The following is an 11,469-nucleotide window of genomic DNA, read 5'->3' as shown; positions in this document are numbered from 1 at the left end:
CGGCGCGGCAGCCGGTGCCGCCGCCGGGGCGCGAGCAGGTGCGGCAGCCGCCGCAGCCGCAGCGACCACACCGGGACATCCGACCGGCACGGCGTCCGAAACGGGAACCCGCGACACCGCAGAGCAGACGGTGCCCGACGGCGCACCGACGACCGCGGGCGAGGGGACGGGCGCCCGCGCCGGCACCACCGAGGGCGAGCCGGAATCCACTGCTGCACGGGCACCCGACCCGCGCCTCGAGTCCAACCGAGCGCTGCACGAGGCCGATCTGGTGCTGAACGAATTCCGCCAGCAGCTGCGAGCCGACCTGCGCCAGGCAGCCACGCGCTCCGGCGTGCCGGCCTCCATCGTGCCGGAACTGCGGGCTCGCCTGATTGAGGTGCGAGCGGGCATCCTCGACTCGGTCGGTCGCTGACAAGTCCCGACACACGACCCGAAACGGAGAACCCCCTCGCCGCCCGGCGAGGGGGTTCTCCGTTTGTCTTCGGGAAAGGGTCACACGGTACGAGCCGCGATCTCCTCCGGTGTGGGGTGACGCATCTGGGTGCGCTCACCCGACCGGTCGATCTCGTGCAGGGACATCAGGGCGCCGCAGATCGGGCACACCGAGCGCGCCCGCGTCTGCTCGACTTCGGCGGGGGTCACCGTGTCGTAGGGCCCGAGGGGTGGCGGGCCGATCCAGGGCAGCAGCCGGCGGTTGAGGCGGGCGATGACGCCGACCAGGCCACGCTCGTCACTCGGTTCTTTTCTCGTGCGTGTCATAATCATTAGTGTACTAACTAATACCCAGAACCGGAGGAAGCCCGTGACGGATGTCCCCGACCTCCTCCGTCTGGAGGATCAGGTCTGCTTCGCCCTCGCCATCGCGTCGCGCAGCGTGATCTCGATCTACCGCCCGGTCCTCGAGCCCTACGGGCTCACCCATCCGCAATACCTCGTGATGCTTGCCCTCTGGGGGCGCGAGCCCTGCCGGGTCAAGGATCTGGCCGAGGAGCTCCGGCTCGAACCGGCCACCCTCTCCCCTCTGCTCAAGAGACTGGAGGCATCCGGACTTATCGCCCGGCACCGCAACGAGCAGGACGAACGCGTGCTCGACGTCTCGCTCACCGACATCGGACGAAGCCTCCGCAACGAGGCCCGCACGATCCCTCCCCGCATCATCGACAAATTGGGAATGAGCCACGACGAGCTCGAACTCCTCCGCCGTTCCCTGTGGCGGGTCATCGAGGCCTCGCACACCACCTGACGACACGCCCACGACACGCCCACGGAACACCCGACTCCCACGGATTTGACAGTGGAATCCAAGGGAGTAGTGTCGACCCTCGTGATACCAGAGGGAAGCCCCCCAGTACCGGAAACACGTTCACCGAAACGGTGGATCATCGGTGACCCGCTGTCGACCGAAAAGCTCGACGGCCAGTTGCTGCCCAAGCACCTCGCCCTCCCCATCTTCGCGAGCGACCCACTCTCGAGCGTCGCCTACGCACCGCAAGAGCTCCTGATGATCCTGACGCTCGGTGGGCTCGCCTTCCTCAGCTTCGCGCCCTGGGTCGCGGCGTGCGTCGTGCTTCTGCTCGTCGTGGTCGTCGCGTCCTACCGCCAGCTGATCAAGGCCTACCCGTCCGGCGGCGGCGACTACGAGGTCGCCCACAAGAACCTCGGCGAGAAGGCCGGCCTCATCGTCGCGTCCGCCCTCCTCGTCGACTACGTGATGACCGTGGTCGTGTCGGTGGCCAGCGGTGTCGACAACATCATCTCCGCGCTCCCGGCGCTCGCCCCGTTCCGAGTGGAATTCGCGGTCTTCTTCGTGATCATGCTCGCGGCGGTGAACCTGCGCGGCGTGCACGAGTCCAGCAAGGCCTTCGCCATCCCCACCTACCTCTTCATCGGCACCGTGGCGTTGATGGTCGTGGTGGGTCTGACCCGGGTGGCCCTCGGCGACACCCCGATGGCCGAATCGGCCAACTACGAGGTCGAGGCCCAGAACCTGGCCCAGTCAGCCTTCATCCTGTTGCTGCTGCGCTCCTTCGCCAGCGGGTGCAGCGCGCTCACCGGGGTCGAGGCGATCGCCAACGGGGTTCCCGCGTTCAAGCGGCCGAAGGTCAAGAACGCCCAGCGCACCCTGGTGCTCATGGGTGGCATCGCCATCACGCTCTTCATCGGGCTGACGGCCCTCGCCCTGTTCGCCAAGGTGCACTACGCGGAGAACCCCTGCGACCTGATCGGCTGGGAGGAGTGCGCGACCTCCCCGCAACGCAGCCTGATCGCCCAGATCGCGGCCGCCACCTTCGGCAACAACTCGATCATGTTCTTCGTTCTGCAGGCCGCGACCGCGGCCGTGCTGTTGCTGGCCGCCAACACGGCGTTCAACGGGTTCCCGCTGCTCGGCTCGGTGCTCGCCAAGGACTCCTACGCACCGAAATCGCTCAGCACCCGCGGAGACCGCCTGATCTACTCCAACGGCGTGCTGCTGCTGGCCTTCTTCGCGTGCGTCATCCTGGTGATCTACCAGGCCAACCTGACCGTGCTGATCCAGCTCTACATCATCGGCGTCTTCGTCTCCTTCACGCTCGGCCAGACGGGCATGGTGCGGCACTGGCTCAAGCTGCTCAAGACCAACCCGCCGAACCGGGCATCCATCATCGCCAGCCTCTCGATCAACGGTTTCGGCGCGCTGCTCACCGGCGTGGTGCTGATCGTGGTCACGATCACCAAGTTCACCCACGGCGCCTGGCTCGTCTTCGTTCTGATGCCCGTGCTGTTCACCCTGATGCTCGGCGTGAACCGGTATTACCGGGATGTGGCCAAGGAAATCGAAGTGGATGCCCACACCACCTTCGGCTCCCAGGGCGACCACGCCATCGTGCTGGTGGGCAAGATGCAGAAGCCCGTGCTCAAGGCGCTGGACTACGCCATCGCCGCCCGCCACGAGAGCATCGAAGCCGTGCACATCTCGGTCGACTACGACGAGACCAAGGATCTCAAACGCGCCTGGGTGCAGCAGAACATCCAGGTGCCGTTGCGCATCGTGCAGTCGCCGTACCGGGATATCAGCTGGCCGCTGATCTGCTACATCAAGGACCGGCGCGAAGACCACGGCTCCGAGGTCGTCACGGTGTACACCCCGATCTACATCGTGGGCCACTGGTGGGAGGGTCTCCTGCACAACCACAAGGCCCGCCGGTTGCGCCAGAAGCTCATGATGGTGCACGGCGTCACCATCGCTCTGGTGCCGTGGCTGCTTGATTCCTCCGAGCTGATCTACGGCCGGCGGTCCCGGCCCGTGCCCGGCCAGGACCGCCGCGGCGAACCCGTGCGCCCCCGTCCGATCCCCCGCCGACCGCTGGCGCCGGCAACCAAGGACGCGCCGGTCAAGCCTCCGGTCGCCGTCGGCACGGTTCCGGCGACGTCCCGGCCCTCGGCCGCCCGCCGCCGCAAGAGGAAGTAACGGATGCGCCTGGCGCTTCCCGTCTTCCTCGGCGGCCTGGTCGGCACGGGCCTCCGCCTCGGCATCGACCAGGCGCTCCCGCACACCGACACCGCCTTCCCGGTGAGCACGCTGATCGCCAACACACTCGGTGCTCTCGCACTCGGCTGGCTGGTGGCCGGCCTGTGGACCCGACCGGGCCTGCCTGCCTGGGTCAAGGCAGCCCTTGGCACGGGCCTGCTCGGATCGTTCACGACCTACTCCGCCGTGATGGTCTCCCTGGTCGCTCTTGTCGCGGCCGGCGCCTCGGCGCTGGGCTGGGTCTACCTCGCCGCGACGCTCCTGCTCGGTTTCGGCGCCGCGGCCCTCGGCCTGCGGCTGGGCGCGCTGCTTCGGCATCGCACACTGGCGGATATCCCGGATGCCGGGAGCACCCTGTGAGCGCCTGGCTGGTTCTCGGTGTACTCGCCGCCGGCGGCGCAGCGGCGGTCGTGCGCTTCCTCGTCTCCCGCGCCCTTCCCGTGGGCCCCGGGCGGCTGCCGTTCGGCGTGCTGATCGTGAACGTGGCCGGGTCGCTGATCGGTGGCGTGGTTCTCGGGCTGGCGGAGCGCGCCGCGGTCTCCGACGACGTGCGGCTGATCCTGCTGACGGGCGTCTGCGGCGGCCTGACCACCTTCAGCACCTGGAGCGTTGAGACGGTCGAGTTGGCGCTGACCGGGCGCTGGCGGGCGGGCATCCTCAATCTGACCGCTACTCTTTTTCTCGGGTTCCTGGTCTGCGGGGCCGGGTACGTTCTCTCCCGCTGAGGTACAGTGAGATAACGCTGCCTGCGAACGTGCCTGGCTGCCGCTGCTCGTGATCTGCACCCGCGGTCCGTTCGGCCCGTCATGCTAAACTGACGGCTAGTTTTCACCATATTCGGCAACTCCCGGGAGACGTTTCTCTCACCCGGCCTGGCATCGTTAGGGGGTCTCGCATGGGGCGCGGCCGTCAAAAAGCAAAACACACCAAAGTTGCCCGGGAACTGAAGTACTTCAGCCCGGACACCAACTACAACGCGCTCGAACGCGAACTCACCGGGCATCCGGCCAGCGACCCTCGCCTCGACGAAGACCTCGCGAAGTGGCCGGAGTACGAGGCCGGCAAGCCGGGCAAGACCGCGGAAACCGACGATGACGACGACGACCAGTACGTCGACCACTACGCCACCGAAGACGAGCAGAAGCGCGCCTAGGCCCCGAGCCTGACGGCCGCCCCCGTCGGCGTGCCTGCCGTCGCGCCGCGCGCGCGCCCTCCCTTGCTGAGAGTCGCCGATTGTGCCGAGAGTCGCCGCACCGACGGCGACTCTCGGCACGAACGGCGACGCTCGACAGCCATCCCCGAGCCGTGCAGGGCGGGGCGGGGCGGGCGAGCCGGGCCGACCGCCGAACGGGCTACGCCGCGTAGCCGCCGACCAGGCGCACGGCACCGCCGTTCACGCCCTTGGCACCCTGCTCGAAGCCCGTGAAATCGTGCGGGGCCGTCGACACACGGCCGGCCACCCACGCGGGGACGCCGTCGGCGGCAAGGCGCGCGATCACGGATGACGCCGACTCGGCCGCGACGACGGCGAACATGCCGACGCCCAGGTTCCAGGTGCCCTCCGAGCTCTCGAGCGAAGATCCGGCCAGTTCACTGAGCACCCGGAAGACCGGGGACGGCGACCAGGTGGACCGGTCGACCTCCACCCAGGCGCCGAGCGGGAGCACGCGGGCGAGGTTCGCCGCGATGCCGCCGCCGGTGACGTGGCTGAGCGAGTGCACGACGCCGGCGAGCTCCGGGTCGGCGAGCACGCTGAGCAGCGGCCCGGTGTACAGCCGGGTCGGCTCGAGCAGCACCTCGCCGACCACGCCGCCGAGTTCGGCGGAGGTGTCGGTGTAGCCGATGCCGCGCGTGGCGAGGATGTGCCGCACGAGCGAGTAGCCGTTGGAGTGCAGGCCGGAGGACGCCATCGCCACGACGACGTCGCCGTGGCGCACCTTCTCCGCGCCGAGGACCTGGTCGGCTTCCACCACGCCGGTGGCGGCGCCGGCCACGTCGTAGTCGTCCACGCCGAGCAGGCCGGGGTGCTCGGCGGTCTCTCCGCCGACGAGGGCGGTGCCGGTGGCGGCGCAGGCGCGGGCGATACCCGCGACGATGTCCGCGATGCGCTCGGGAACGACCTTGCCGCACGCGATGTAGTCCGTCATGAAGAGCGGGCGGGCCCCGACCACGATGATGTCGTCGACGACCATGCCCACGAGGTCCTGACCGATCGTGTCGTGCTTGTCGATGGCCTGGGCGATCGCGACCTTGGTGCCCACGCCATCCGTTGACGTGGCCAGCAGCGGGCGCTTGAAGCTGGTGAGGAAGGAGACGTCGTAGAGCCCGGCGAAGCCGCCGAACCCGCCGAGGACCTCGGGGCCGTGCGTGTTCGACACGGCCTCCTTCATCAGGGAGACGGCGAGATCGCCGGCCGTGGTGTCGACTCCGGCTGCCGCATAGGACGCGTTGCTCATTCTTGTCTTCCTGGATCGCCGATCGGGGGTTTACCCTGTTTGGTCAGGGCTTCTTCGCGCGCCGTCTCTGGGCGCAGGGAGGTCGCGGGGTCGAGCAGAGGCTCGAACTCTGCGTCGGGGCCCGGGTCGCATCCGTTGGAGGCGGCGGCCGGGCGCTCGAGCAGGTTCTTGCCCAGGTGCGCGGAGTCGGGCAGCGGGATCGGGTAGACCCCGGTGAAGCAGGCCGTGCACAGGCGTTCGGGCGGCTGCTCGGTGGCGGCGATCATGCCTTCCGGCGAGAGGTAGCCGAGCGAGTCCGCGCCGATGGCCTGGCGTACCTCGTCGACGCCGAGGCCGGTCGCGATGAGTTCGGCACGGGAGGCGAAGTCGATGCCGTAGAAACACGGCCAGGTGATCGGCGGGCTCGAGATGCGCACATGCACCTCGGCGGCGCCGGCCTCCCTCAGCATGCTGACCAGGGCGCGCTGCGTGTTGCCGCGCACGATCGAGTCGTCGACGACGATCAACCGCTTGCCCTTGATCACGGCCTTGAGCGGGTTGAGCTTGAGCTTGATCCCGCGTTGCCGGATGGTCTCCGACGGCTGGATGAACGTGCGTCCCACGTAGGAGTTCTTCACCAGGCCCTGGCCGAACGGAATGCCGGATGCCTGCGCGTAGCCGATCGCCGCCGGGGTGCCGGACTCGGGGGTCGGAATGACGAGGTCGGCCTCGACGGGGTACTCCTGGGCGAGGCGGCGGCCCATCTCGACCCGAGCCTCGTGCACGCCGCGGCCGGCGATGGTGGTGTCTGGCCGGGCCAGGTAGACGTATTCGAACACGCAGCCGGCGGGCTTCGCCTCGGCGAACCGCTGCGTGCGCAGGCCGTCCTCGTCGATCGTGATCAGCTCGCCCGGCTCGACCTCGCGCACGAAGCTGGCCCCCACGATGTCGAGGGCGGCGGTTTCGGAGGCGACGACCCAGCCGCGCTCGAGACGGCCGAGCACCAGTGGGCGCACCCCCTGCGGGTCGCGGGCGGCGTACAGGGTGGTCTCGTCCATGAAGACGAGGCAGAAGGCGCCGCGCAGGCGCGGCAGCACCTCGAGTGCGGTGACCTCGAGGGTGTGGTCGACGTCGCCGGTGAACAGGGCCGTGATCACGGCGGTGTCGGTGGTGTTGCCGCGGGCGAGCTCACCCTCCACCTTCGGGTAACGCTCGTGCACGAGCTGCAGCAGCTCGGCCGTGTTGGTGAGGTTGCCGTTGTGGCCGAGGGCGACCGTGCCACCCGAGGTGCGGCCCAGGGTGGGCTGGGCGTTCTGCCAGCTCGAGGACCCGGTGGTCGAGTAGCGCGTGTGCCCGACGGCGATGTGACCGATCAGGGTGCTCAGCGCGGCCTCGTTGAAGACCTGGGAGACCAGGCCCATGTCCTTGTAGATCAGGATCTTCGAGCCGTCACTGGTGGCGATCCCGGCCGATTCCTGGCCGCGGTGCTGCAGGGCGTAGAGGCCGAAGTAGCTGAGCTTGGCCACCTCCTCGCCGGGAGCCCAGACGCCGAAGACGCCGCAGGCATCCTGCGGCCCCTTCTCTCCGGGAAGTAGATCGTGACCTAATAGTCCGTCGCCGCCAGCCAAATCGGTGCCTCTTCTACTATCAGTGCTCGGGGGAATGTGTGCTGAGAGTTGTGGGGTGACCGGGAGTGCCGGTGGGCTAGTTCTGGTCGGAATCCGTGGGGGTGGCCGCGGCATCCGGAGCCTCGGGATCACTCGACTCGAGCGGTGCCATTCTATCGACGATGACCGTCGTTCCGCGGCGAGAGATCAACCGGTCGATGATGATCGCCACGACGCCGCCCAGTGTGACGCCCAGGGCGACGAAAGCGAGCAACAGGAATCCGAAGACCTGGGTGGCCCCGAACTCGGCGTTCTCCGGGAACACGACCGTGAGAATCAGGGCAGTGATGGCACCGGTCAGGGCGCCGAGAATCATGAAGTTGAAGTAGCGGGGCGATCGTCGCACGGTGACGGTGGACTTGTCCACAACCGACTCGCCGGCGCTCTCTCCGGGGCCGGACGCTGCTGACTGCTCGGGCTGCTGGTCTGAAGTCACTCCCCTATTCTCGCACGCGAGAGCGGTCCTGCGGCAGGTGCCGGCCCGGCCGAGCGGATGCCGGACTGAGCGGATGACAGACTGTGCGGATGAACAGGATTGCGGTACTCGGCGGCGCGAACATGGACCACGTGGTGCGGCAGCCGGGGCTGCCCCGCCCGGGTGAGACGATGGTCGGCTCCGGGTTCAGCGTCGGCCCGGGCGGCACAGGCCTGAACCAGGCCGTCGCCGCGGCCCGGATGGGTGCCGCGGTGGACTTCCTCGGCATGGTCGGCGCGGACCCGCACGGGGAACAGCTGCGCGGGGTGCTGGTGACGGAGGGCATCCATGGCGCCGGTCTCGAGTGGTCCCCGACGCCGACCGGCACCACGCACACCGCGGTCGTCGACTCGGGCGAGAAGGCGATCGTCGTGGTGCCGGGGGCCAATGCCGACCTGGCCGAGCTCACGGAGGTGCAGCGTTCGATGATCACCGCGGCGGCGTTCCTGGTGCTGCAGTGCGAGCTGCCCGTGACGGCACTGACGGAAGGACTGGCCATCGCCCGGGACGCCGGAGTCTTCACGGTGCTCACACCGGCATCCGCGATGGCGCTGCCCGCCGGATTCCTCGACCTGGTCGACCTGATCGTGCCCGGCCGGCCCGTGGCCGCCGAGCTCAGCGGTGAGAACGACCCGGTGCGCGCGGCCGAGGTGCTGAGCCGCGGCAGCCGGTGGGCGATCGTCACTCTGGGTGAGGAGGGAGCCGTCGTCGCGTTCGACGGCTCCGCACTCGGCCTCGCGCCGGCCCGCCCGGTGGGCATGGTCGACACAACCGCAGCCGGCGACACGTTCGTGGGGGCGTTGGTGGCGCGGCTGGCGACCGGGGCTCGTCGCGAGCGGACGGCAGAAGAGCCTGCCGGGCCTGCCGCTGCCGGGCCTGCCGGCGTCACCGAAGCGGAGATGATCGACGCGGTGCGCTGGGCGACGGTCGCGGCATCCGTCTCGGTCACCCGCCCGGGTGCCATCACCTCGATGCCCACCCTCGCCGAGGTCACCGCGATCCTGATCTGACGGCCGGCCCTTGTCCCGCCGAGTTCGACACTTTCGGTCGACTTCGCGTGGCACACAGGTCGAACTCGACCGGAACCGACGAACCCCAGCCGGAGGGAGGGTCGCCGAGCCGCGCGGCCGCCGCCCGCGCGGCAAAACGCCGCTGAGCCGGGAGAGGCCGGTTCAGAGCAGCGGCAGGTGGCCGACGAGGTCGGCGCGCTGCCCGGAGGCGGCGATGCGACCGGATGCGATGCCGTCGGCCCAGGAGAGGGTTCCGGTGGCGAGGGCGAGCCAGGTGGGCGCATCCGTCTCGACGACGTTCGGCGGTGTGCCGCGCGTGTGGCGCGGGCCGGCGATGCACTGCACGGCCCCGAACGGCGGCACGCGCACCTCGAGGGTGTTGCCGGTGGCCTTCTCGGCGAGCAGCTGCAGCGTGTACCGGACCGCCAGGGCACGGATGTCCCGGCTCACCTCCCCCTGCTGTGCCGCGTGCTCGTGTACCGCCGCGCGTCCCACGCCGTCGTCGATCCTCGCTCGTGCCATGTGTCCAGTCTGCCTCCTGTGCGCCGGCCGCGGCTGCCGCCGGACGCGCCTCCCACCGGACGTGCCTCCCGCGCCGCCTGCTCTCGGTCGGCTGTCGGCCTCACCTGCGCGTCGCAGTGCCCGTTGCAGTCGAGAGTGCCCATTGCGGTCGAGAGTGCCCATTGCGCGGGTCACTCTCGACCGGAACGGGCTCTCTCACACCGTTGCCGCCTCAGCGCTGGCCCGCGCGGGTCGGGGCGGCATCCGCTAACCTGACGGGGTGAGAATTCTGGTCCTCGGTTCCGGTGCCCGCGAGCACGCCATCATCACCGCGCTGCTCCGAGAGGAGCCGCGCCACGACATCGTGGCGGCGCCCGGTAACGCCGGCATCGCCCGGGACGTACCGGTGGTCCCGCTCGACCCGGCGGACCCCGAGCAGGTCACGAACTATGCCAACCTCAACGGCATCGAGCTCGTCGTGGTGGGTCCGGAGGCGCCTCTGGTTGCCGGAGTCGCCGACGCCCTGCGCACGCGGGGCATCCCGGTCTTCGGCCCGGGTCAGGCCGCGGCCGCCCTTGAAGGCAGCAAAACCTTCGCCAAACGCATCATGGATGCCGCCCATGTGCCCACCGGACGCGCCGAGCGTGCCGGCTCGCTCGCCGAAGCCACGGCCGCGCTCGACGATTTCGGAGCCCCGTACGTGGTCAAGGCGGACGGTCTCGCCGCCGGCAAAGGCGTGCTCGTCACCCCCGACCGCGACGCCGCACTCGCCCACGCCACGCACTGGTTGCAGCACGGCAGCGTGCTGATCGAGGAGTTCCTCGACGGCCAGGAAGTCTCCCTCTTCCTCCTCAGCGACGGCCACAGTGTGCTGCCCCTCTCCCCTGCCCAGGACTACAAGCGCCTCGGCGACGGCGACCTCGGCCCGAACACCGGTGGCATGGGTGCCTACTCGCCGCTGCCCTGGCTGGATGCCGAGTTCGGCAGTGAGCAGGCCTTCGTCGACGAGGTCATCGAAACGATCGCGCTGCCCACGGTGCGCCGGCTCGCCGACGAGGACACCCCCTTCATCGGGTTGCTCTATTGCGGGCTCATTCTCACGGCCGACGGTATCCGGGTGATCGAATTCAATGCGCGGTTCGGCGACCCGGAAACCCAGGTCGTGCTGCCGCGGCTGGTCACGCCGCTGTCGGGTCTGCTGCTGGCGGCGTCCACCGGCGGCCTCGGCGGCCTGGCCCGCCCGGTCTTCTCCCCCGAGGCCTGCGTCACGGTCGTGCTCGCGAGCGAGAACTATCCGGATGCGCCGGTCACCGGGCGTGCGCTGGCCGGCCTCGACGCGGCATCCGCCGTGCCCGGCGTCAGCATCGCCCACGCGGCGACCGCTGTGATCGACGACCTGCTCGTCTCCACCGGTGGACGTGTGCTCAGCGTCGTGGCGGTCGGCGACGGCTTCACGGATGCCCGCGCCCGCGCCTACGAGGCGCTCACCCTCATCTCGCTCGAGGGCTCGCAGTACCGCACCGACATCGCCGCCCGCGTCGCCGACTGAGCCACCCGGCTGCCGGAGCCGCCCGGCCGACTTAGCCACCCGGCCGACTGAGCCACCCGGCCGACTGAGCCACCCGGCCGACTGAGCCACCCGGCCGACTGAGCCACCCGGCCTGCGGCGTGCATAACTCCTGCAATTTCTCGCACGGGCTCGGCAGGACCCCCGGAATCACGCGGCGGGTCGACGTCCGGCCCGGAAATTGCAGGAGTTATGCACCAGTCGGCGCACAGTCGGCCCCGGTGTCAGCCACTTCTCTGTGGCCAACGCTGGAGAATCGCGGCACGGGCTGGATCCGCCAGGAAACACCATCCTGGGGATGCC

At 69.6% G+C, this 11,469-nt stretch carries 12 protein-coding genes and 1 pseudogene; 8 read left to right on the top strand and 5 right to left on the bottom strand.

What is annotated here, in order from left to right:
* A pseudogene (locus tag E3T49_RS16115) lies at positions 1 to 415 on the top strand (hypothetical protein); the annotation flags it as partial.
* Between the two features lie 80 nt (positions 416 to 495).
* On the opposite strand, the gene E3T49_RS05310 reads toward E3T49_RS16115, so the two are convergent.
* On the bottom strand, positions 496 to 762 hold the full coding sequence (locus E3T49_RS05310) for a hypothetical protein (protein WP_241972660.1): 267 nt from the start codon (positions 760 to 762) through the stop codon (positions 496 to 498).
* A gap of 43 nt (positions 763 to 805) precedes the next feature.
* Between E3T49_RS05310 and E3T49_RS05305 the strand changes: the two genes are divergently transcribed.
* The 5 genes from E3T49_RS05305 to E3T49_RS05285 all read left to right on the top strand — a co-directional run bounded on the left by E3T49_RS05305 (position 806) and on the right by E3T49_RS05285 (position 4,664).
* A complete protein-coding gene (locus E3T49_RS05305; protein ID WP_134423924.1) occupies positions 806 to 1,246 on the top strand; it encodes a MarR family winged helix-turn-helix transcriptional regulator in 441 nt (146 codons plus the stop codon).
* 135 nt (positions 1,247 to 1,381) lie between these two features.
* Positions 1,382 to 3,451 carry an APC family permease gene (locus E3T49_RS05300; protein ID WP_420898532.1) on the top strand — a complete coding sequence of 690 codons (2,070 nt, stop codon included), beginning with the start codon at positions 1,382 to 1,384 and terminating at the stop codon, positions 3,449 to 3,451.
* Positions 3,452 to 3,454: 3 nt separating this feature from the next.
* On the top strand, positions 3,455 to 3,871 hold the full coding sequence (locus E3T49_RS05295; RefSeq protein ID WP_134423923.1) for a fluoride efflux transporter FluC: 417 nt from the start codon (positions 3,455 to 3,457) through the stop codon (positions 3,869 to 3,871).
* Positions 3,868 to 4,236, top strand: coding sequence for a fluoride efflux transporter FluC (locus tag E3T49_RS05290; RefSeq protein ID WP_198414216.1), 369 nt, complete (start codon positions 3,868 to 3,870; stop codon positions 4,234 to 4,236). Before E3T49_RS05295 ends, E3T49_RS05290 begins: the two co-directional genes overlap by 4 nt.
* 170 nt (positions 4,237 to 4,406) lie before the next feature.
* Positions 4,407 to 4,664, top strand: a complete 258-nt coding sequence (locus E3T49_RS05285) for a DUF3073 domain-containing protein (protein WP_134423922.1) — start codon at positions 4,407 to 4,409, stop codon at positions 4,662 to 4,664.
* Positions 4,665 to 4,863: 199 nt separating this feature from the next.
* Here the strand turns inward: E3T49_RS05285 and purM are convergent, their stop codons facing one another.
* From purM to E3T49_RS05270, 3 genes are all read right to left on the bottom strand, one after another.
* On the bottom strand, positions 4,864 to 5,967 hold the full coding sequence (gene purM / locus E3T49_RS05280; RefSeq protein WP_134423921.1) for a phosphoribosylformylglycinamidine cyclo-ligase: 1,104 nt from the start codon (positions 5,965 to 5,967) through the stop codon (positions 4,864 to 4,866).
* Positions 5,964 to 7,574, bottom strand: coding sequence for an amidophosphoribosyltransferase (purF, locus tag E3T49_RS05275; protein ID WP_134423920.1), 1,611 nt, complete (start codon positions 7,572 to 7,574; stop codon positions 5,964 to 5,966). The genes purM and purF overlap by 4 nt, the downstream gene beginning before the upstream one ends.
* 76 nt (positions 7,575 to 7,650) lie before the next feature.
* Positions 7,651 to 8,049: a hypothetical protein gene (locus tag E3T49_RS05270; RefSeq protein ID WP_134423919.1), complete on the bottom strand. Its 399-nt coding sequence runs from the start codon at positions 8,047 to 8,049 to the stop codon at positions 7,651 to 7,653.
* Between the two features lie 89 nt (positions 8,050 to 8,138).
* Here E3T49_RS05270 and E3T49_RS05265 point away from each other — a divergent pair, with 89 nt between their 5' ends.
* Complete coding sequence (locus E3T49_RS05265; RefSeq protein WP_134423918.1) at positions 8,139 to 9,098, top strand: ribokinase; 960 nt, start codon at positions 8,139 to 8,141, stop codon at positions 9,096 to 9,098.
* A gap of 162 nt (positions 9,099 to 9,260) precedes the next feature.
* Here the strand turns inward: E3T49_RS05265 and E3T49_RS05260 are convergent, their stop codons facing one another.
* Positions 9,261 to 9,620: a sterol carrier family protein gene (locus E3T49_RS05260; protein WP_134423917.1), complete on the bottom strand. Its 360-nt coding sequence runs from the start codon at positions 9,618 to 9,620 to the stop codon at positions 9,261 to 9,263.
* Positions 9,621 to 9,879: 259 nt separating this feature from the next.
* Between E3T49_RS05260 and purD the strand changes: the two genes are divergently transcribed.
* Positions 9,880 to 11,148, top strand: a complete 1,269-nt coding sequence (gene purD, locus E3T49_RS05255) for a phosphoribosylamine--glycine ligase (RefSeq protein ID WP_134423916.1) — start codon at positions 9,880 to 9,882, stop codon at positions 11,146 to 11,148.
* The last annotated feature ends 321 nt before the right edge of the window (positions 11,149 to 11,469 follow it).

The sequence above is a fragment of the Cryobacterium cryoconiti genome, from assembly GCF_004403065.1.
GTDB classification, from domain to species: domain Bacteria; phylum Actinomycetota; class Actinomycetes; order Actinomycetales; family Microbacteriaceae; genus Cryobacterium; species Cryobacterium cryoconiti.
Note: the sequence above shows the minus strand (reverse complement) of the source record. Positions and strands in the feature narration are given on the sequence as shown.

Coding starts and splice junctions, on each gene's coding strand:
- E3T49_RS05310 (WP_241972660.1), bottom strand. CDS start 762: ATGACACGCACGAGAAAAGAACCGAGTGACGAGCGTGGCCTGGTCGGC.
- E3T49_RS05295 (WP_134423923.1), top strand. CDS start 3,455: ATGCGCCTGGCGCTTCCCGTCTTCCTCGGCGGCCTGGTCGGCACGGGC.
- E3T49_RS05285 (WP_134423922.1), top strand. CDS start 4,407: ATGGGGCGCGGCCGTCAAAAAGCAAAACACACCAAAGTTGCCCGGGAA.
- purM (WP_134423921.1), bottom strand. CDS start 5,967: ATGAGCAACGCGTCCTATGCGGCAGCCGGAGTCGACACCACGGCCGGC.
- E3T49_RS05265 (WP_134423918.1), top strand. CDS start 8,139: ATGAACAGGATTGCGGTACTCGGCGGCGCGAACATGGACCACGTGGTG.
- E3T49_RS05260 (WP_134423917.1), bottom strand. CDS start 9,620: ATGGCACGAGCGAGGATCGACGACGGCGTGGGACGCGCGGCGGTACAC.